The 20,576-nt window shown below is 72.8% G+C and carries 19 protein-coding genes; 11 read left to right on the top strand and 8 right to left on the bottom strand.

Annotated features, from left to right (window positions below; genetic code table 11):
• Positions 1–71: 71 nt before the first annotated feature.
• From FXF52_RS09475 to FXF52_RS09450, 6 genes are read right to left on the bottom strand one after another with little or no spacing between them, the layout of a single operon-like run.
• Positions 72–1,478: an ADP-ribosylglycohydrolase family protein gene (locus tag FXF52_RS09475; protein WP_255471822.1), complete on the bottom strand. Its 1,407-nt coding sequence runs from the start codon at positions 1,476–1,478 to the stop codon at positions 72–74.
• A complete protein-coding gene (locus tag FXF52_RS09470) occupies positions 1,475–2,608 on the bottom strand; it encodes an ADP-ribosylglycohydrolase family protein (RefSeq protein WP_148795534.1) in 1,134 nt (377 codons plus the stop codon). Before FXF52_RS09470 ends, FXF52_RS09475 begins: the two co-directional genes overlap by 4 nt.
• Positions 2,609–2,610: 2 nt before the next feature.
• On the bottom strand, positions 2,611–3,909 hold the full coding sequence (locus tag FXF52_RS09465) for an ABC transporter substrate-binding protein (RefSeq protein WP_148795532.1): 1,299 nt from the start codon (positions 3,907–3,909) through the stop codon (positions 2,611–2,613).
• Between the two features lie 37 nt (positions 3,910–3,946).
• A complete protein-coding gene (locus FXF52_RS09460) occupies positions 3,947–4,786 on the bottom strand; it encodes a carbohydrate ABC transporter permease (RefSeq protein ID WP_148795530.1) in 840 nt (279 codons plus the stop codon).
• 1 nt (position 4,787) lies between these two features.
• Positions 4,788–5,720 carry a carbohydrate ABC transporter permease gene (locus FXF52_RS09455; protein WP_148795528.1) on the bottom strand — a complete coding sequence of 311 codons (933 nt, stop codon included), beginning with the start codon at positions 5,718–5,720 and terminating at the stop codon, positions 4,788–4,790.
• The gene (locus FXF52_RS09450; RefSeq protein ID WP_148795526.1) at positions 5,717–6,796 is read right to left on the bottom strand and encodes a LacI family DNA-binding transcriptional regulator; all 1,080 of its coding nucleotides are present in this window, start codon (positions 6,794–6,796) and stop codon (positions 5,717–5,719) included. Before FXF52_RS09450 ends, FXF52_RS09455 begins: the two co-directional genes overlap by 4 nt.
• 463 nt (positions 6,797–7,259) lie before the next feature.
• On the opposite strand from FXF52_RS09450, the gene FXF52_RS09445 reads away from it, so the two are divergent.
• From FXF52_RS09445 to FXF52_RS09390, 11 genes are all read left to right on the top strand, one after another.
• On the top strand, positions 7,260–8,393 hold the full coding sequence (locus FXF52_RS09445; protein ID WP_148795524.1) for an N-acetylmuramoyl-L-alanine amidase: 1,134 nt from the start codon (positions 7,260–7,262) through the stop codon (positions 8,391–8,393).
• Between the two features lie 145 nt (positions 8,394–8,538).
• The gene (locus FXF52_RS09440) at positions 8,539–8,952 is read left to right on the top strand and encodes a VOC family protein (protein ID WP_148795522.1); all 414 of its coding nucleotides are present in this window, start codon (positions 8,539–8,541) and stop codon (positions 8,950–8,952) included.
• Between the two features lie 192 nt (positions 8,953–9,144).
• Positions 9,145–9,891 carry an ABC transporter permease gene (locus tag FXF52_RS09435; RefSeq protein WP_255471821.1) on the top strand — a complete coding sequence of 249 codons (747 nt, stop codon included), beginning with the start codon at positions 9,145–9,147 and terminating at the stop codon, positions 9,889–9,891.
• Positions 9,892–9,936: 45 nt separating this feature from the next.
• Complete coding sequence (locus FXF52_RS09430) at positions 9,937–12,087, top strand: glycogen debranching N-terminal domain-containing protein (RefSeq protein ID WP_148795517.1); 2,151 nt, start codon at positions 9,937–9,939, stop codon at positions 12,085–12,087.
• An 81-nt stretch (positions 12,088–12,168) separates the two neighbouring features.
• Positions 12,169–12,672, top strand: coding sequence for a DUF2231 domain-containing protein (locus FXF52_RS09425; protein WP_148795515.1), 504 nt, complete (start codon positions 12,169–12,171; stop codon positions 12,670–12,672).
• 29 nt (positions 12,673–12,701) lie between these two features.
• The gene (locus FXF52_RS09420) at positions 12,702–13,622 is read left to right on the top strand and encodes an NADP-dependent oxidoreductase (RefSeq protein WP_148795513.1); all 921 of its coding nucleotides are present in this window, start codon (positions 12,702–12,704) and stop codon (positions 13,620–13,622) included.
• A 217-nt stretch (positions 13,623–13,839) separates the two neighbouring features.
• A complete protein-coding gene (locus FXF52_RS09415) occupies positions 13,840–14,916 on the top strand; it encodes an endonuclease/exonuclease/phosphatase family protein (RefSeq protein WP_187413403.1) in 1,077 nt (358 codons plus the stop codon).
• A 101-nt stretch (positions 14,917–15,017) separates the two neighbouring features.
• Positions 15,018–16,205 carry a DNA polymerase IV gene (gene dinB, locus FXF52_RS09410; protein ID WP_148795747.1) on the top strand — a complete coding sequence of 396 codons (1,188 nt, stop codon included), beginning with the start codon at positions 15,018–15,020 and terminating at the stop codon, positions 16,203–16,205.
• A 15-nt stretch (positions 16,206–16,220) separates the two neighbouring features.
• Positions 16,221–16,628, top strand: a complete 408-nt coding sequence (locus FXF52_RS09405) for a glyoxalase/bleomycin resistance/extradiol dioxygenase family protein (protein ID WP_148795509.1) — start codon at positions 16,221–16,223, stop codon at positions 16,626–16,628.
• Positions 16,629–17,066: 438 nt separating this feature from the next.
• Complete coding sequence (locus FXF52_RS09400; RefSeq protein ID WP_222870455.1) at positions 17,067–17,675, top strand: TMEM175 family protein; 609 nt, start codon at positions 17,067–17,069, stop codon at positions 17,673–17,675.
• A gap of 95 nt (positions 17,676–17,770) precedes the next feature.
• Positions 17,771–18,580: a TIGR02452 family protein gene (locus tag FXF52_RS09390; protein WP_148795505.1), complete on the top strand. Its 810-nt coding sequence runs from the start codon at positions 17,771–17,773 to the stop codon at positions 18,578–18,580.
• A gap of 34 nt (positions 18,581–18,614) precedes the next feature.
• Here the strand turns inward: FXF52_RS09390 and FXF52_RS09385 are convergent, their stop codons facing one another.
• Both FXF52_RS09385 and FXF52_RS09380 read right to left on the bottom strand, forming a co-directional pair.
• A complete protein-coding gene (locus tag FXF52_RS09385; protein ID WP_148795503.1) occupies positions 18,615–20,105 on the bottom strand; it encodes a CoA-acylating methylmalonate-semialdehyde dehydrogenase in 1,491 nt (496 codons plus the stop codon).
• Positions 20,102–20,576: aminotransferase class III-fold pyridoxal phosphate-dependent enzyme (locus FXF52_RS09380; protein WP_148795492.1), on the bottom strand; the 475-nt coding region annotated here is incomplete at its 5' end. The genes FXF52_RS09385 and FXF52_RS09380, both read right to left, overlap by 4 nt.

The raw sequence follows: 20,576 nt of genomic DNA, 5'->3' as shown, positions 1-20,576 counted from the left end.
CGCCCCGCTTCGCCCCGCGGCGACGCGAGGCGCCCCGCTACTGAGCCTGATGGTTCGCTCGCTCCGCTCGCTCACGCCGCCGCTCCGCTCCGCCGGGCCAGGGCAAGCGTGCGGCCGGCCAACTCGTCGAAGCCTATGCCGTCGAAGCCGGCGATGCTGCTGGCCAGCCGGTTGCGCAACGGGGCGACCCAACGACCGGGCAGGCGGGACGCGCCGGTGAGCGCCCCGGTGACCGCCCCGACCGTGGCGCCGGTCGAGTCGGTGTCCCAGCCGCCGGAAACGACCGCGCAGATGGACCGCTCCAGCTCGCCGCGCCCGTACGCGAGGGCCGCGGCGACCAGTGCGGCGTTGTTGCGGACGTGCACCCAGTGCAGGTGCCCGTGCCGGGCGTAGAGGGTGTCCACGATGCTCTCCCAGTCGTCGGTGCCGGCGCCGAGGGCGCGCGCCTCCCGGATCGCGGCGGTGAACCGGCTGTCCGGGGGCAGCACCGACTCGCCCGCGTCCAGCACCTCGTCGATGCTGGTGGCGACCGGCGCGGCCGCGGCGAGGGCGGCCACCCAGATCGCCCCGTACGCCCCGGCGCGGACGTGGCTGACGGCGGCGTCCCGCCAGGCCGCCTCGGCGGCCCGGTCGGGGCGGCCGGGGTTGGTCCAGCCGTACACGTCGGTGCGGATCTGCGCGCCGATCCACTCCCGGAACGGGTTGTGCCGGCGGGCGGTGGCCGGCGGGGTGAGGCCGAGCAACAGGTTGCGGTAGGCGACCCGTTCGGCGGTGAAGACCCGCCCGGCGGGCAGCCAGTCCAGCCAGGCCTGGGCCACGTCGGCGCTGGTGAAGTCCGGCCCGTACGTCTCCAGGATGCGCAGCGCGAGCAGCGCGAAGTTGAGGTCGTCGTCCTCGGGCATGCCGGCGATATTCTCGGCGAGGCTGGTGGGGGCGCTGCGCCGGTTCCACGGCCAGCGGGCGGCCACCTCGGCCGGCAGCCCTTGCGCGGTGAACCACCCGCGCAGCGGCCACCGGCCGGTGGTGGTGAGGATCTCCCGGATCCCGTGGCGGGGGATCTTCTCCACCGGCTTGCCGAGCAGGCAGCCGGCCGCCCGGCCGAGCCAGGCGCCGTGCAGCCGGTCCCGCTCGACGCTGGTCGGCAGGTGCCAGGTGCTCGGCCAGGTGGCGCGGACCGCGTCGAGGTCGTCGGGCTCCTGCGCGGTGTCGGGGCCGGGCAGCGCGTCGGCGGCGTCGAGCAGGTCGACGGCGAGGGCGCGCAGCCGCGGTGACGCCGGCACGGGTGAGGCTCCGCTGACCGGGGCGGTGACGTCGCCGCCGGCCGCCGTCCAGCGGTCGGCGAGGGCGGTGACGTCGCGGCCCTCGTCGCGGCTCGCGGCCAGCTCGTGCGGCAGCAGGTCCTCGGGCTGCACCCAGGTCAGCCGCAGCCCGCGCGCCGGGCCGCCCGTCGCGCCGCCACTCGCGTCCGCAGCGGTCATGCCAGCCCGCCGAAGCGTTCGGCGCGGCGGGCGAACCGCTCCCGGTCGCGGTCGAAGACCTCGGTGGCCACCTGGGCGAGGACCCGGGCGGGTTCGACCAGGTCGGTGCGGGACGCGGCGGCGACCGCCTGCGACCACTCGGCCGGGACGGCCGCCGCGCCGCCGAGCGCCCCGGCGATCGCGCCGGCCATGGTGGCGGTGGAGTCGGCGTCGCGGCCGTAGTTGACCGCGCCGAGCACCGCCGACCGGTAGTTGCCGCGGGCCACCACCAGCATGCCCAGCGCCACCGGCAGTTCCTCGATGGCGTGCAGCCGGCTGGGCCGGCGGGCGCCCAGGCCCGGGCTGCGGTATTCCTCCCCCACCGTGTCGTAGGGGGCGACGGCGGCGCGCAGCGCGGGGATGGCGGCCTTCCAGTCGTCGTGCCCGCGGGCCTCCTTGACCACCGCGTCGACGGCGGCGCGGGTGCCGTCGCGGGCGAGGTCGAGGGCCGCGGCGATGACGTCGTCGACGCCCGCGCCGGGTGCCGCGGCGGCGGCGACCGCGGCGGCGAACACCGCCGCGGCCTCCCGTCCGTAGCTGTGCTGGTGTGCCCCGGTGAGCTCCACCGCCTCCGCGTACGCCCCCGCCGGGTCGCCGGCGTTGACGATGCCGACCGGGGCCATGTACATGGCGGCGCCGCAGTTGACGATGTTGCCCACGCCGGCCTCGCGGGGGTCGGCGTGCGCGTGGTGCAGGCGGGTGACCAGCCACCGTTCGGCCGCGGCCAGCCGGTGGAAGGTCACCCCCTCCCGCTCCAGGTCCGGGATGTACACCACCCGCTCGATCAGGTCGGGGACGAGCAGTTCCACCACGTCGTACGCGTCGAGGTGGTCCCGTTTGGCCGCGTACGCGCGGACCAGGGCGTGGGTCATCAGCGTGTCATCGGTGATGTGTCCGTCGCCCTTGTGGTACGGCGCGAGTGGCCGCGCGGTGGCCCAGTCGGCGTGGTACGGGGGCACGATCCCCTCGACCCAGCCGCCGAAGCGGGCGCGGATCTGCTCCGGCAGGGCCGTCTCGGTGGCCCCGCCGAGGGCGTCGCCCACCGCGGCGCCGACCAGGCAGCCGACCGACTTGTCGAGCAAGAGTGACATGGTTACCTCAGCACCTGCTTGCCCCCGTCGACCAGCTGCGTGCCGAGCTGGTCCAGGGTGATCTTGTTGGCGAAGTACTGCTGCAGCGCCGGGGTGGCGTACTTGGTCTTCCACTCCGGGTAGCCGTCGGCCTTCTGGAACGGGGCGACGGTCAGGTCGGCGGCGCTGTCGGCGGCGACGTCCCAGCCCTGCTTGCCCTCGGTGAGCTTGACCAGCTCCTGGTTGGCCTGCTTGCCGGTGGGCACCAGCCAGTCACCCTTGGCGAGGGTGGCCATGTTGGTCGGGTTGAGGAACCACTCCAGGAACTGCGCGGCCTGCTTCTTGTGCTTGCTGTCCTCGGAGATGGACAGCGTCTGCGGGTTGGCGGCCTGCTTGCTGGACAGCCCCTTGATCGGCGGGAGCGTCACCCACTCGAAGCCGGCGGGGGCCTGCTCGACCATCTGCTGGCGCAGCGAGACCGAGCCGGGGAGCATGGCGTACTTGCCGCCGAAGAAGCCGGGCAGGGTGTCCGCGCCGCTCATGCCGAGCGCCTCCGGGGAGGCGGACTTGGTGGTGTAGAGCATGTCGTGGATCCGCTTCGGCACCTCCTTCTCCGCGTCGCCGACCTTCACCTCGGTCTTGCCGCCGTCGGTGTAGAAGAACTTGCCGTCGTAGTTCAGCGCCAGGTTCATCACGCGGTTGGTCGGCGACTTGAGCGCCCAGGCCACGCCGTACTGGCCGGGCTTGGTGAGCTTCTGCGCGTTGGCCTGGAACTCGTCCCAGGTCCAGCCACCGTCGGCGGGCGGGACGGCGACGCCGGCGGCGTCGAGCAGCTTCTTGTTGGCGATGACGACCTGCGACTCCAGCAGGAACGGCACGCCGGTGACCTTGCCGTCGAAGGTGACGGTGTCCCAGACGCCCGGGTCGATCTGGCTCTTGAAGTCGTCGCTGAGCAGCTTGGAGACGTCGGTCAGGTAGCCCTGCTTGCTGAACTCGCCGATCGCCGAGGCCTCGTAGTGCACGATGTCGGCGGCGTCGCCGCCCTCGAACGAGGTGACCAGCTGGTCGTGGATCGAGTTCCAGTCGCCCTGGACGTACTCCACCTGGATGTCCGGGTGTTCGCTGTTCCACTTGGCGACCAGGTCCTTGTTGGCCTGCAGCGACTCCTTCTGCCAGGCCAGGCTCAGGAAGCGCAGCTTGACCGGGCCGGACGACGACGCGTCGTCCTCGCCGCCGCCGTCACCGCACGCGGTGAGGGAGCCGAGGCCGACGGCCGCGACCGCGGCGGCCGCGACGAGTCGGCCGAATCTACGACGGTGCATGGGGGTTTCCTCCTTGGTGGTGGGTGGGGGATGCGGTTCAGCCCTTGACCGCGCCGGCGAGCGACCCGGACGAGAGCCGGCGTTGCATGAACGCGAAGAAGATCAGGCTGGGCAGGGTGGCGAGCAGGGATCCGGCCGCCAGGGGGCCGAGCCGGGCGGTGCCCTCGATGCCGACGAATCGGGCCAGCGCGACCGGCAGGGTCGCCAGCTCGGGCGTCTTGACCAGCACCAGGGCGAAGAAGAACTCGTTCCAGGCGGAGATGAAGGAGAACAGCGCGGTCGCCACGATGCCCGGCGCGAGCAGCGGGAAGACCACCCGGCGCAGCACCTCCAGCCGGCTGGCGCCGTCGACGGCGGCGGCCTCTTCCAGGTCGCGCGGGATGTTGCGGACGAAGCCCTGCAGCATCCACAGGGCGAACGGCAGCGCCCAGACCACGTAGATCAGCACCAGCCCGGCGTGCGTGTTGGCCAGCCCGACCTGCCGCAGGATCAGGAAGATCGGGATGATCAGCAGCACGAACGGGAACAGCTGCGACAGCAGCACCCAGCCGAGCGCGACGGTGCCGAGCCTCGTGCGGAATCGGGCGAGGGCGTACGAGGCGGGCAGCGCGACCAGCACGGTGAGCACCGCCGAGGCGAGCGACACCTGGAGGCTGTTCAGCGCGGCCCGGCCGAGCTGCTGCTCGGTGAAGGCCTGCACGAAGTTCTGCACGGTCGGGTTGCTGGGGATCAGCGTGGGGTGCAGCTGGACCAGTTCCCGGGGCGGCTTGAACGCGGTGGACAGCAGCCAGACCAGCGGGAACCCGAGGAAGATCAGGTAGCCGGTCAGCGCGACGTACTGCAGGGCCCGCCCGGTGCGGGTCGGCTTTCCGAACATGTCAGTTCGCCTCCCTCAGTCGGCGTCGCAGGTAGACCGCGAGCAGCGCGACGATGATCACGACCATGACGTTGCCGAGGGCGGCGGCGTAGCCGTAGTTGCCGTAGCGGAACGCCTCCTCGTAGGCGAAGAGCATCGGCAGCATCGTCTTGCCGCCCGGCCCGCCCGCGGTGAGCACGTAGACCAGGCCGAACGAGTTGAAGTTCCAGATGAAGTCGAGCGAGGTGATCGCCACGATCACCGGGGTGATCGCGGGCAGCGTGACGTTGCGGAACCGGTGCCAGGTGCTGGCGCCGTCGACCGCGGCCGCCTCGTGCAGCTCGCGCGGCACGCCCTGCAACCCCGCCAGGAGTACGACGGTGGTCTGCGGCATGCCGGCCCAGACGCCCACCAGGATCACCGCGGGCAGGGCGGTGCTGAAGTCGCCGAGCCAGTTGGTGCGCAGCGCGTCGGCGCCGACCCGGTGGAAGAACTCGTTGAGCAGGCCGGCGTCGGGGTGGTAGACGAGCTTCCACAGGATGCCGACCACGACCGGCGGCATCGCCCAGGGCACCACGGCCAGCACCCGGGCCAGGCCGCGGAAGCGCAGTTGCTGGTTGAGCAGCAGGGCCAGGCCGAGGGCGAGCAGGAACTGCAGCACGGTCACCCCGACCGCCCAGAGCAGGCCGATCTTGAACGAGTTCCAGAACAGCTCGTCGCCGAGGAGTTCCCGGTAGTTGGCCAGCCCGGTGAAGCTGATCTCGACGTGGCGTCCGGCGCGGGCGTCGGTGAAGCCCAGGTAGATGCCGCGCACCAGCGGGAAGACCGACAGCACCACGATCGGCAGCAGCGACGGGAGCAGCAGCAGGTAGATGCCCAGCCGGTCGGACCGGGACCGGGCCACCCGCGGCCCGTCGCTGCGGGCGACGTCGGGACGTTCGGCCAGGGTCGTCATGCCGTCACCTCCGGGGTACGCGGTGCGGGCAGCTCGGCGCCGGTCGTGGCGACCGTGGCGCTGGAGGCGCGGACGGCGAGGCTGGGCGCGACCTGCTCCCGCCGGGGCGGCAGGGTGGGGTCGGCGATGCGTTGCAGCAGCAGTTCGGCGGCGCGCCGACCACGCTCGGCGGAGCCGAGGGAGACGCTGGACAGCTGCGGGAACATCATCCGGGCCAGCTCGGTGTCGTCCATGCCGACCAGCGCGACGTCCTGCGGGACGCGGTGGCCGGCGGCGAGCAGGGCGTGCAGGGCGCCGACGGCGATCAGGTCGTTGGCGCAGACCAGGGCGTCGGGGCAGGCCCGGGCGAGCAGCCGTTCGGTGGCGGCGCGGCCGGCGGCGTACTGGAAGTCGCCGACCTCGACGAGCCGCTCGTCGAGGTCGATGCCGTGCGCGGCCAGGGCGGCCCGGAAGCCGGCGTCGCGGGCGGCGCCAGGGACGGTGTCGAGCGGGCCGTTGACGAACCCGATCCGCCGCCGCCCGGCCGCGACCAGGTGGTCGACGGCCAGCGCCACGCCGGTACGCGAGTCGGTGCGCACGTTGTCCACCGGCGCGTCGGCGCCGAGCTGCCCGACCACGACCACCGGCACCGGGCTGTCCACCAGCGCGGCGAGGTGGTCGTCGGTGACCCGGATCGGCGAGACGATCATCCCGTCGACGTAGCGGTGGGCGAGCCGGCGCAGCAGCGCGGTCTCGTTGGCGATCTGCCCGCCGGTGGCGTGCACCAGCAGTTGCCGACCGGAGGCGGCGACCACCGACTCGATGGCCCGCATCATCTCGACGTAGACCGGGTTGCCGATGTCTTCGACGGCGAGCGCGACCAGGCCGGTGCGCTGCGACTGGAGCGAGCGGGCGATGGCGTTGGGCACGTACCCGACCTCGGCCGCCGCCGCGCGGACCTTGCGGACGGTCTCCGGGCTGCCGCCGACGCCGTTGAGCACGCGGGAGGCGGACGCGATGGAGACACCGGCGCGGGCGGCGACGGTGTGGACGGTGGGCCGGCCGTCGGCCGACTCCGGTAAACGTTTACGACCCACGCCCTGCACCTCCACCTGCCTGCTGTAAACGTTTCCGGGAGTCTGCGCCTGATCCGACGGTCAGGTCAAGAGCTCGTTACGAAAACGTTTCCAACCGCGATGACCTGGGGGTCGGGCACCGGCGCCGCGGAGCCTAACGGCCCGTCCGACCGGCAGGCCCGCCGGCCCGACGCGCGGTTCACCCGGCACGATCCGGCCCGGGCGGTGGTCGGCGACGGATGGGGGCGCGGGCGGGCGGGGAGGTCCGATGGGGACCGGCGCGCAGCCGTGCGGGCCGCTCCGGTGTCCGCCCGAGTTGCGCGGGCTGGCCCACATTCGACCGTCCGCAGTTGCCTGCGGATCGATTCTGGTCGGCGTCAACCTCTAGCGCGAGGCACACCGTTGGCAATATCCTCCGTGCCACGCGCGGCTCTTGAAGTTCCTTTTCATGCCCTGGTCCTTGCCCGGCCGCGGAGGAGACGACATGCACTTCAACCACCCTGAGCTCGACCGCCGTACCCTGCTGCGGGCCGGATTCGGCGCCGCCGCGGTCGCGGTCGTCGGGAGCGAACTCGCCTTCCCGGCCGCCGCGCAGGCCGCGCCCGGCGCGAACCTCGACTGGATCATCAGCTGCGACGAGTGGGGCGCGCGCCCGCCGGCCGACCCGCTGTCGATCAGCGCCATCGCCACCAACAAGATCATCGTGCACCACATGGCGTTCCCGAACGTCACGGACTACTCGGAGGAGCACGCCAAGCAGTTGGCCCGTGACTGCCAGGACCTGCACATGGACGGCAACCGGTGGTCGGACACCGGGCAGCACTTCACGGTCAGCCGGGGCGGGCACGTCCTGGAGGGCCGGCACGGCAGCCTGGAGCGGCTCCAGGCCGGCGACCGGCAGATGATCTCGGCGCACTGCCCGGGCGAGAACGGCCGGGCCATCGGCATCGAGAACGAGGGCACGTACGTCACCGAGACGCCGCCGCAGGAACTGCTCGACTCGCTGGTCAAGCTCTGCACCACCATCTGCCAGCAGTACGGCCTGCACGCGCACGACATCTTCGGCCACTGGGACTTCCGGGCCACGCTGTGCCCCGGCGCGATGTTCTACCGGGAGTTCCCCACCCTGCGCCGCCGGGTCTTCGCCAAGCTCGGCACGCACCTGGCCGACGTGCCGGCCCGCCGGTGGCCGGACATCTGGCGGTTCGTCGGCGGCCCGGTGGTCCGCGTCGCCCAGTACCTGCTCACCTTCCGCGGCTACACCGTGCCGGTCAACGGCGTCTTCGACGCGGCCACCGTCGCCGCGGTGCAGGACTGGCAGGCCCGCAACGGCATCCCGGTCGACGTCGACGCCACCCTCACCGCGCCGACCTGGGAGACCCTGGCGCCCGAGCTGGACAAGGACGCGACCGGGATCCCGGTGAGCGCGGTGCAGTTCATGCTCAACTCCAAGGGCTACGCCGACGTGGCGATCACCGGCGAGTACGACTACGTGACCAAGAAGGCGCTGAAGGACCTGCAGCATCTGCACGGTCTGGACCCGAACGGCAAGGTCAGCACCACCACCTGGTGCGCCCTGGTGGGGGGTGTGGTGCGGCAGTCCTTCCAGGAGGGCTGACGCGCCGGCGGGGAGAGCGGTGGGGGTGGCAACGGTGCCACCCCCACCGCGTCCGTTTCGATCCGACTCGCCCGGCACGCGTCGTTGTCACTGTCGGACCCGGCTGCGACGATGACCCTCGTCAAGGACGAAGGAGGGTCGCACAATGGCGTCTCGGCTCAACCCGTACCTCAGCTTCCGCGACAGCGCGCGGCAGGCCATGGAGTTCTACCAGCAGGTGTTCGGCGGCAACCTGACGCTGAGCACGTTCGGCGAGTTCGGCAACCCGGATCCGGCGGTGGCCGACAAGGTCATGCACGCCATGTTGGAGACCGACCGGGGGTTCACCCTGATGGCCTCCGACACCCCGCCGGAGATGGAATACAGCCCCGGGAACAACATCTCGATCAGCCTGAGCGGCGACGACGCCGACGAGCTGCGCGGCTACTGGAAGCAGCTCGCCGAGGGCGGGACCATCGCGGTGCCGCTGGAGAAGCAGATGTGGGGCGACGAGTTCGGCATGTGCGTGGACCGGTTCGGCATCGGCTGGATGGTCAACATCGCGCAGCCGCAGGCCTGACCGGGCGGCAGCGAACGCGCCGTCCCGCCCTGGCCGACGCGCGCTGATCCGGCCCGCCGGGAGGTCGGGCCACCGGCCAGCGGCGAGCCGGTCACGTGCGCCGGCCGGGTGGCCCGAATACGATCATCACGTGGCCGGCGCTGACGACCTCCCCCGCGACGAGCCCCGGGCCGGCCGATGAGCGGCGGGGCGGTGAGCAGCGGCACCGTGCCCATCGGGCCGACCCTGGTGGTCGCCCTCGCCGGGCTCACCCTGGCCGGCGCCGCCGTGCTGCGGCTGTCCGGGCTCGGCCGGGCCCGAGCCGTGCTGGCCGCGGCGGGCCGGGCCACCGTCCAGCTCGGCGCCGTCTCGCTGGTCATCGTCGCGGTGCTGCGGGCCTGGTGGAGCACCCTGGCGTTCATCCTGCTCATGTACGCGGTCGCCAGCTTCACCGCGGCCCGGCGGATCGGTCCGGCGGGCCCGCGTCGGGTCGCCCCGCTGGCCATCGCGGTCGGGGTGGTGCCGAGTCTCGCCGTACTCCTGGGCAGCCGGGCCCTGCCCGCCACGCCGCTGGTTGTGCTGCCGACGGCAGGCATCCTGATCGGCGGCGCGATGACCGCGACGAGCCTGGCCGGCCGGCGGACCCTCGACGAGCTGCGCACCCGGCACGGCGAGTACGAGGCTGGGCTGGCCCTGGGCCTGCTCCCCCGCGACGCCGCGCTGGAGATCTGCCGGCCAGCCGCCGGGCAGGCCCTCATCCCGGCGCTGGACCAGACCCGCACGGTCGGGTTGGTCACCCTGCCGGGCGCATTCGTCGGTGTGCTGCTCGGCGGGGCGGGGCCGCTCCAGGCCGGCGCGACCCAGCTGCTCATCCTGCTCACCCTGCTCGCCGTCGAGGCGGTGGCGATCGCCCTCGCCGTCGAGCTGCTCGTCCGCCACCAGGCGCGGATCCGGCCATAGGGCCGCCGGGTGTACCCCGGACGTGACGGGGTACCCGCGTGCCCGATGACCAGGGTGCGCAACCTCCGCGTCCGGCCCGACCTGCTCTACGTGGCGAGTGGGTGGAGCACGCTGGTCACCGACGTACGATGCCGGGTCACCGGCACCGACCCGCAGGGGTTCTTCGCCCGCAACACCCGGGTGCTCAGCGTCGAGCGGGTCACGGTCGACGGCCGGGAGCCGATCCCGTTCAGCGCCGCGAACGTGCTGGGCAACGCCCAACTGTCGTACGCCGCGCTGGGTGACGGGGAGGAGCTGCCGTCGCGGGCGGCCTACCTGCTGACGGAACGGTTCGTCGGCCCGGGGCTGCGGACCAGGCTCACCGTGGTCAGCTACGCCCAGCAGCCGCTGCGGATGACACTGACGATCCGGGTCGAGGCGGACTTCGCCGACAGCGTCGAGGCGGAGAAAGGCCGCCGGCTGCAGACCGGCGACGTCGGCGCGGACTGGGACGCCGCGACGCAGGAGCTGCGCCTGACCTACCTGCGTGACGACATCGACCGTGCGGTCGCCGTCGGGGTCCACGCCGACACCCCGGTGCGGTGCGCCGACGGCGCGTTCACGCTCGAGGTCGAGGTGGCGCCGCGCGGCAGTGCCCGGGTGGACCTGGTCGTGGAGCCGATCTTCGACGGCATCCGGCTGCCCGCGCCCCCGGCCACGTTCACCGGCGCCCCCGACGCCGCCGCCCGCGCCCGCGCCCGGCTGGTCGACGAATTCGCCGGGCTCACCAGCAGCAACTTCGACGTCGCGGCGGCCTGGCGGAACGCGGTGGAGGAGCTGGCCGTGCTGCCGCTCGGCGAACCGGCCGGGCCGACCGCGCCGATGGCCGGGCTGCCCATGTACCAGGAGATCTTCGGCCGGGACACGATGACCGCCTCCTGGCAGGCGCTGCTGGCCGGGTCGACCATGCTGGCCGACAGCCTGCGGCTCAACGCCCAGCATCTCGGCCAGCGGTTCGACGACTGGCGGGACGAGGAACCCGGCAAGCCGCTGCACGAGGCCCGCCAGGGACCGGTCTCGGTGCTCGGCCTGGACCCGTTCACCGGCTACTACGGCGACTGGTCGACCGCACCGGACTTCCTGGTCTTCCTCGGCCAGTACCTGTCCTGGACCGGGGACCTGGACACCGTGCGGGACCTGCTGCCGACCGCCCGGCAGGCACTGAACTGGATCGAGCGGTACGGCGATCCGGACGGCGACGGCTTCCTCGAGTACCACCGCCGCTCCCGGGCGGGGCTGAAGAACCAGGGGTGGAAGGACTCCGACACCGCCATCGTCGACGAGGACGGGAAGGTGGTGCCCAACCCGATCGCGACCAGCGAGTTGCAGGGCTACTGGTACGCGGCGCTGCGGCACGCCGCGGCGGTGTTCACCGTGACCGGCCATCCGGCCCGGGGCGCGGCGCTGCTGTCCCGGGCCCGGGCGCTGCGGCGCCGCTTCCACGAGGCGTACTGGCTGCCGGACCGGGGCTGCTACGCGATGGCGCTCGGGCCGGACCGGCGGCCGGTGCGGTCGACGAACTCCAACGACGGGCACCTGCTCACCACCGGCATCGTGCCGACCCGGGCCGCCGCCCGGGTGGTGGACCGGCTATTCGCGCCCGACATGTTCAGCGGCTGGGGGGTGCGGACGCTGTCGGCGGACCACCCGGCGTACAACCCGTTCAGCTACCACCGGGGCAGCGTCTGGCCGGTGGAGGCCGGCACGATCAGCCTGGGGCTGGCCCGGTACGGGTGCTGGGACCACCTGCACCGGTTGGCCGAGGGAATGTTCGCCGCGGCGGCGCTGTTCGAGGAGCACCGCCTGCCCGAGGCGCTCAGCGGTCTGCCCCGCGACCCCGATCACCCGCACCCCGGCGTGTACCCGAACTCCTGCGCGCCGCAGGCCTGGTCGGCCAGTGCCATCGTGGCGCTGGTGCAGGCGCTACTGGCGCTGCGCCCGGTCGCACCGCTGCGGACGATCATCGTGGACCCGCACCTGCCCGAGTGGCTGCCCGACCTGCGGCTGGAGGGCGTACAGGTGGGGGGCGCCACCGTCGACCTGACGGTGCGCCGCCGGCGTGGCGGGCGGACCTCGATCAGCGCCCGCGGGGACCGGCTGGCCCTGATCCGCCGTCCCCCGCGGCAGGCCATCTCTCCCCACCGGCGCCGGGCCTGACCGGTCGGTCCCGTGGGCCGGCACGTGTAGCCCAGCTTGCGCGGGGAATGCGGGCTCGCCTACACAGACAGGAGGGCTGGCATGGAGAGTCGCGCCAAGGCGATGGGGCACGGGATCCACCCCATCCTGATCGTGTTTCCGCTGGGTCTGCTCGCCACAGGGGTGATCTTCGACATTCTCTACCTGATTACCGATCGCGCCGGCTTCCAGATCTCGGCGGCGTACACGATCGGCATTGGGGTCATCGGGGGCTTGCTCGCCGCGGTTTTCGGTCTGATCGACTGGCGGGCCATCCCGTCCGGCACCCGCGCGAAGCGGGTCGGCGCGATCCACGGCCTCGGCAACCTGGTGGTGGTGCTGCTGTTCGCGGCGAGCTGGTTCCTGCGCCTGTCCGCGACCAACTGGGAACCCCCCGCTGCGGCCCTGGCCTGCAGCTTCGTGGGGATCGTGCTGGCCGGCTTCACGGGTTGGCTCGGCGGTGAGTTGGTCGAGCGGCTCGGCATCAGCGTCAGCGACGAGGCGGGCGTGAACGCGCCGAGTTCGCTGTCGCGCCGCGGCGCCCGCCCCCGCGCCAGGGGCGCCTGACCGGCCGCGGCGAAGGAAGGGAACGGCGCATGCGGGCAATCACGCTGGACAAGGAGGGCGCGGGGCCCGGTCTCCGCGACGACCTGCCCCAGCCCAGCCCGGGCCCGGGCGAGGTGCTCGTCCGGGTCCGGGCGTCCTCGGTCAACGGCTTCGACAAGAAGGCGGCGGCCGGGATGATGACGGGGATGCTCGAATACCGGTACCCGGTCGTGCTCGGCAAGGACTTCGCCGGCGAGGTCGCGGCGATCGGCGACGGCGCGACCCGTTTCCGCGTCGGCGACCCGGTGTTCGGCGTGGTCATGCGGTCCTACCTGGGTGACGGTTCGTGGGCCGAGCACGTGGCGGTCGGCGACCAGTTCGGCATCACCCGCCTTCCCGCAGGCCTGGACCCGTCGACTGCGGGCGCGCTCGGGCTGGCCGGCGCGACCGCGGTCGACGTGGTGAACGCCGTCGCGCCCGGGCAGGGAGACACCGTCCTGGTCGCCGGCGCGACCGGCGGCGTCGGCGCGCTCGCCGTCCAGTACGCGACCGCGGCCGGCGCGCGGGTCATCGCCACCGCCCGCCCCGGCGCCGCCACGGACTTCGTGCAGCAACTGGGCGCCGCCGAGGTGGTGGACTACACCGGCGACCTGAGTGCCCAGGTCCGCGCGGTCGCTCCCGACGGGGTGTCCGCGGTGGTGCACCTGGCCGGCGACGGCACCGAACTCGCCGGGCTGCTCGCCTCCGGCGGGCGGCTCGCGTCGACCATCGGCTTCGGCCCGGACCAGCACCCGGCCGCCACCTCGATCATGGGCAGCCCGAGCCCCGAGACCCTCGTCCGGCTCGCCGAGGACGTCACGGCCGGTCGGCTGCAGGTCCCGGTCACCCGACGCTACGACCTGGCCGAGGTACCCAAGGCACTGGACGACTTCGCGGGCGCGCTGGGCAAGCTCGCCATCACCGTGCCCTGACGGGCCCGCAGCAGCACGACGGCCGGCGGCCGCCCTGGACCAGGGCGGCCGCCGGTTTGCTACCCGTGCCCTGGTGGCCTTGTCGTCCGGCCCCCTCGCCGCTGCCCTCGGACCTGCCCGAACCGCCCGAACGGCGGTGTCCACGATGGTCACCGCGGCGCTACCGTACGCCCTGGCACCCGACGCGGATCATCCGCCGCAGAGAGGACCGGGGCGTATGGACGGCAGAGCACGTTTCCGACTGACCCGGCTGGTCACCGCCGCCGCCCTCGTGGCGGCCAGCCTGGGGCTCCTCCCGGCACCGGCCCACGCGCAGGCCGGTCCCAAGGTGACGGTGCTGACCCGCAACCTCTATCTCGGCGGCGACCTCACCCCGTCGATGACCGCGACGACCCTGCCCGGATTCCTGGCCGCGAACGCGGCCCTGCTCAGTCACGTCGACCTGGTGGACTTCCCGGCCCGGGCCCGGCTGGTCGCCGCGGAGATCCGGGAGCGCAAGCCCGACCTGGTCGGCCTGCAGGAGGTGGCGCTCTGGCGCACCGGGCCGCTCGGCGACCCGGCGCCGGCCACCACGATCCGCTACGACTACCTCGCTCTGCTGATGGCCGAGCTGGCCCGCTCCGGCCACCCGTACGACGTGGCGGTGGCGCAGAACGAGGCGGATCTGGAGGCCCCGGCGGGGGCGCCGCACAACGTGGACGCCCGGCTCACCATGCGCGACGTGATCCTGGTGCGGCACGGCGGCCGGGTGAAGGTGACCGGGACATCGTCGGGGAACTTCATGCACAACCTGGTGATCCCACTTCCGCCGGTCAACAGCAGCGCCACCAGCACCCGCGGCTGGACTGCGGTGGACGTGGCGCAGGGCAGCCGGACGTACCGGTTCGTCAACACCCACCTGGAGGCGTTCCACCCGGGCGTCCGGGTGCAGCAGGCCCAGGAGCTGCTGCAGGGACCGCTGCGCACCTCCGGCCGGCTGATCCTGGTCGGCGACCTCAACTCCGGACCGGAACTGCCCGAGGAGAACAACCGGCTCGCGTACGCCGCGCTGGTGGCCGGCGGCATGGTCGACACCTGGCCCGTGCTGCACCCGGGCGACCCCGGCTACACCTCCGGGCTGGGTGACGACCTGAACCAACCGGCCGGCGACGTCGAGCACCGCATCGACATGGTCCTGGTCAGGGGCGCGGTCATGCCGCTGAGCAGCGAGGTGTTCGGCACCGAGCGGCAGACCCCCGGCGGCCGGTGGGCGTCGGACCACCTCGGGCACGCCGCCGTGCTCGCGCTGCCGTGACGCGCCCACGCTGAACCCACCCCGGCCTGCGTGGTCGGCTGAGGGGAGCCGTTTCGGCAGTTCACCGCAGCACGGTCGAACACGTGTGCGAACATGGGTTCGTGTCGGGCGAGGCCACCATCCTGCATGCCGACCTGGACGCCTTCTACGCGTCGGTCGAGCAGCGCGACGATCCCCGGCTGCGCGGGCGGCCGGTGATCGTCGGCGGCGGGGTGGTGCTGGCAGCCAGCTACGAGGCCAAGGCCCGAGGCGTACGCAGCGCGATGGGCGGGCGGCAGGCGCGGCGGCTGTGCCCGGAGGCGATCGTGGTGCGGCCGCGGATGTCCGCCTACACGGCGGCGAGCCGAGCGGTGTTCGAGATCTTCCGGCAGACCACCCCGCTGGTGGAGGGGCTCTCCATCGACGAGGCGTTCCTGGACGTGGGCGGGCTGCGCCGGCTGGTCGGGCCGCCCGCCGACATCGCCGTGCGGCTGCGCCGGGAGGTACGCGAGCGCGTCGGCCTGCCGATCACCGTGGGCGTGGCCCGGACGAAGTTCCTCGCCAAGGTGGCCAGCGGGGTGGCCAAGCCGGACGGGCTGCTGGTCGTCGAGCCGGGTCGGGAGCTGGCGTTCCTGCATCCGCTGCCGGTGGAGCGGCTGTGGGGCGTCGGCCCGGTGACCGCGGCGAAGCTGCGCGAGCGGGGCATCCGTACCGTGGGGCAGGTGGCGCGGCTGGGCGAGGCCGCCCTGGTGTCGCTGCTCGGCGGTGGCGCCGGCCACCACCTGCACGCCCTCGCCCACAACCGCGACCCCCGCCGGGTGCAGGTCGGGCGACGGCGGTCGTCGATGGGTGCTCAGCACGCGCTGGGCCGGGAGCCGCACTCCCCCGCCGAGCTCGACGCCGTGCTGGCCGGCCTGGTCGACCGGGTGACCGGGCGGATGCGCGCGGCCCGGCGCACCGGCCGCACCGTCACCCTGCGGCTGCGCTTCGCCGACTACACGCGGGCGACCCGCTCGCACACCATCGACAAGGCCACCGCGCAGACCCGACCGCTGCTGGAGGCCGCCCGCGCGCTGCTGCGGACGGCGCTGCCGGAGATCGACGCCCGGGGCATCACGCTGATCGGGGTGTCCGTCGGCAACCTCGACAACGGGCACGTGCAGCTGACGCTGCCGTTCACCCGCGACCCGGGCGCGGAGCTGGACGCGGCGGTGGACGCGGTCCGGGATCGGTTCGGGTCGTCCGCGCTGACCCGGGCCGTGCTGCTCGGCCAGGATCCCGGCCTGGAGATGCCCCGCCTGCCGGACTGACGCTAGGGTGCCCGGATGTTCCGGACGCCGCAGATAATCCTGTTCAGCGAGGACGTCACCCGCGCCGCCGCCTTCTACACCCGGCTCGGGTTCACCGAGACCTTCCGGGTGCCCACCGAGGGCGAGCCGATCCACGTGGACCTGACCCTCGACGGCTACCGCATCGGCATCGCGTCGGTCACGTCCACCCGCGACGACCACGGCCTCGACCCGGTGCCGTCGGGTCAGCGCGCGGCGGTCGTGCTCTGGACCGACGACACCGCCGCCGCGTACGCGAAGCTCACCGCCGACGGTGCGCCCGCGCTGGCCGCCCCGCACGTCTGGCTCGACCGGCTGCTGATCGCCTGGACGGCCGACCCGGACGGCAACCCGATCCAACTCGTCCAGCACCTGCCAGCCGGACAACAACCTGGGGATCAATAGTGGTGACCGTCTCCGCCGCTGGCCGTACTGCCATCGGCCATGGCGCGGCGAGCGTCATCCGGTGCCGACGGTCGCCGCCAGAAACCGCAAGGTAGACGATCAGGGCACTCGGGCGAGCGCCAACACGTGGGCGGGACGAGACGCCGTTTGCTTCGGCCAACGGCGGGAAAGTCCGCCCGGTTGGGCACCGCGTCCCAGTCTCGAGGAGGAGGTCCGAGATGGCCCGCAGGAGAAAACGGCCAAATCTGCCCGGGCAGGGCCAAGGGTGTGCTGGGTTCCGTCTCGCCTTGCGGTCGCTGCGCGACGTACGCGGCCTGACCCGTTAGGTGCGGGCTCGTGCCCCGGTTTCGCCCAACCAGCAACACCCCCACTACCGCAGAGGACGAAGCCCGGTCCAGTAACCCAGTCGGTGCGGAGCGAGACCCACGGCGGGTCGTCATGTTCAGTGACGGGGTCATCGCCATCGCCGTCACCCTGCTCGTCTTGGAAATCCGCCCTCCGGAGGACACTCAACACCTGCTGGAGGGCCTCGGTAAGCTCTGGCCCTCGTACCTGACCTACGCCATCACATTTCTGCTCATCGGGCAGATGTGGGTGAACCACCACGTCATGTTCGACCACATCCGCTCCGCCGACCGCCTGGTGCTCCTGTTCAACACGCTGCTGCTGATGCAAATCGCGTTTCTACCGTTCGCCTCAGCCGTCCTCGCCAGCGCGCTCAGGTCCGGCCACGGAGAGCGAACCGCCGTCGTCTTCTACGGAATCTCCTACGAGGTGGCGGCCATCCTGTTCAACGTGATCTGGGAATACGCGAGGCACGGCCGCCGCCTGCTTGCTCAGACGACTGACTCGGCCGGCGCGAGAGCGATCAGCAGACGCTTCCGTCCGGCGCCCATCTGGATTGCCGTGGGGATCGTGCTGGGCCTACTGCATCCCTTCCTCGGCGTGGCCGTGGTTGCTGCCTTCATCCCCTTCTATTGGTTGCCGATCAAGGGCGAGATCGCGAGCGTCAAACGCGCCCGCAGCCGCGGCACTTCCCAATCCTGAGTGAGCGCGCAGAAGGGAGGGCGACAACAAGAAACGAGGGGCGAGCGGTTAACCGGTCGCCGCGCCGCGGGCCGCTGCCGCAGAATCAGCGGATCATGAGTACGCGCCTGCGGGCCATCGCCCGCGACACCCTGGAGATCCTCGACGCCGGCCGATACGTCAACGCTCACGGCGAGACCGTCGAGCTCACCGGCCCGGTACGCGCCGCCGTCGCCGGCACCCGCCTGCACCTGCCCGACGATCCGCTGCCCACCCCACCGACCGGTGGCGCCGCCCCGGCGGTGGAGGTGACCGGGGAGAGCACCCTGCTGGCCGCCCGGCGCCTCGCCGTTTCCGGGGACGTGGCCGCGCTGGTGTTCGCCTCGGCGAAGAACCCGGGCGGCGGGTTCCGCACCGGGGCGCAGGCGCAGGAGGAGAGCATCGCCCGGGCGTCGGCGCTCTTCCCCTGCCTGGCCGTGGTCCCCGAGTTCTACGACTTCCATCGCGAGCAGCGGGACCTGCTCTACAGCGACCGGGTCATCCACTCGCCCCGGGTGCCGGTGTTCCGCGACGACAAGGGGCGGCTGCTCGATGCCGCCCACGAGGTGTCCTTCCTGACCGCCGCCGCGCCCAACCGCGGCGCGCTGCTGCGCAACCAGCCCGCCGACGCCGAGCGGGTCGGGCCGGCGCTGCGTACCCGGGCCCGTCGGGTGCTGGCCGTCGCCGCCGCGTACGGCCACCGGCGGTTGGTGCTCGGCGCGTGGGGCTGTGGCGTGTTCCGCAACTACCCGGCGACGGTGGCGGACGCGTTCGCGCTGGCCCTGGCCGACGCGGCGGGCTGGTTCGACCAGGTCACCTTCGCGGTGCTGGACCGGGCCGGCGGGCCGGTGCACGGCGCGTTCGCGGCCCGTTTCGGGGCGGCCTGACGGCCGGTCGCCGCCGCGCCGGCCGTCGGAACGGTCAGCGGTTCTGCGGGAAGCCGAGGTTGACGCCGCCGTGGGAGGGGTCGGGCCAGCGGCTGGTGACCACCTTGGACCTGACGAAGAAGTTCACCCCTTCCGGCCCGTAGGCGTGGGCGTCGCCGAACAGGGAGTCCTTCCAGCCGCCGAAGGAGTAGTACGACACCGGGACCGGGATCGGGACGTTCACCCCGACCATGCCGACCTCGATCTCGTTCTGGTAGCGCCGGGCCGCGCCGCCGTCGTTGGTGAAGATGGCGGTGCCGTTGCCCCACGGGTTGGCGTTGACCAGCTCGACGGCCGCGTCGTAGCTGGGCACCCGGAGCACCGACAGCACCGGCCCGAAGATCTCGTCGGTGTAGACGGACATGTCGGTGTCGACGTGGTCGAACAGGGTCGGCCCGAGCCAGAAGCCGCCCGGCTCGCCGTCGATCGGGTGGCTCCGCCCGTCGACCACGAGCTGCGCCCCCTCGGCCCGGCCGGCGTCCAGGTACGCCGTCACCCGGTCCCGGTGGGCGCCGGTGACCAGCGGTCCCATCTCGCAGCCGGGGCGGCGGCCGTCGCCGACATGCAGGTCGGCCATCCGCTCGCTGATCTTGGCAACGAGTTCGTCGCCGACCGGATCGACGGCCACGACGGCGGAGATGGCCATGCAGCGTTCGCCGGCCGACCCGAAGCCGGCGGAGACGGCAGCGTCGGCGGCGAGGTCGAGGTCGGCGGCGGGCAGCACGACCATGTGGTTCTTCGCGCCGCCGAGCGCCTGCACCCGCTTCCCGTGCCGGCTGCCGGTCTCGTGGACGTAGCGGGCGATCGGGGTGGAGCCGACGAACGAGACGGCCTTGACCTGCGGATGCTCGAGGATCCGGTCGACCGCCTCCTTGTCGCCGTGCACCACGTTGCACACCCCGTCCGGCAGCCCGGCCTCGGCGAGCAGCTCCGCCAGGAAGTTCGCCGCGGACGGGTCCTTCTCACTCGGCTTGAGCACCACCGTGTTGCCACAGGCGATGGCGTTCGGCACGAACCACAGCGGCACCATGGCCGGGAAGTTGAACGGGGAGATCACCCCGACCACGCCGAGTGGCTGCCGGATCGAGTACACGTCCACCTGGGTCGAGGCGTTCTCGCTGTATCCGCCCTTGAGCAGCTGCGGGATCCCGCAGGCGAACTCGACGTTCTCCAGCCCGCGTTGGATCTCTCCCGCCGCGTCGGAGAGCACCTTGCCGTGCTCGGCGGTGATGATGGCGGCCAGGTCGGTCCGGCGGGCGTTCAGCAGTTCCCGGAAGGCGAACAGCACGCTGGTCCGCTGGGCGAGGGAGGCGCTGCGCCACCGGGTGAACGCCTCGCGGGCGGCGGCGACCGCCTCGTCGACGACCGCGGCCGTGGCGAAGTCGACCTGTCCGACGACCCGGCCGGTGGCGGGGTCGTAGATGTCCCCGGTGCGCTCGGCGACGCCGTGCCACGGCTTGCCGCCGATCCAGTGGGTGGTCCTCATCGGGCCTGCACCTCCTTGTCCACCGCCTCGATCGACTGGGTGAGGATCTCCAGGGCCTCCTCCGCCTCGGCCCGGGTCAGGGTCATCGGTGGCGCCAGCCGGATGACGTTGCCGTACAGGCCGCCCTTGCCGACGAGCAGGCCCCGTGCCCGGGTCTCCTCGAGCAGGGCGGTCGCGGCCGCCGGGTAGGGTTCGCCGTCGGGTCCGACGAACTCCAGCGCGATCATCAGGCCCTTGCCGCGTACGTCTCCGACCACCGGGTGCGCCGCGGCGACCGCGCGCAGGCCGTCGAGCAGGCGGGCGCCGAGTTGCGCGGCGTTGGCCTGGAGGTCGTGCTCCAGCAGATAGGTCAGCGACGCCAGTGCGCCGGCGGTGGCCAGCGGGTTGCCGCCGAAGGTGGAGATCGAGTTGGCCCGCAGGCAGTCCATCAGGTCGGCGCGGGCGATCACGCCGCCGATCGCGAGGCCGTTG

The sequence above is a fragment of the Micromonospora sp. MP36 genome (assembly GCF_008119785.1).
Classification (GTDB): domain Bacteria; phylum Actinomycetota; class Actinomycetes; order Mycobacteriales; family Micromonosporaceae; genus Micromonospora.
The sequence above is the reverse complement of the archived record's forward strand: the minus strand, read 5'-3'. Positions and strand labels throughout refer to the sequence as shown.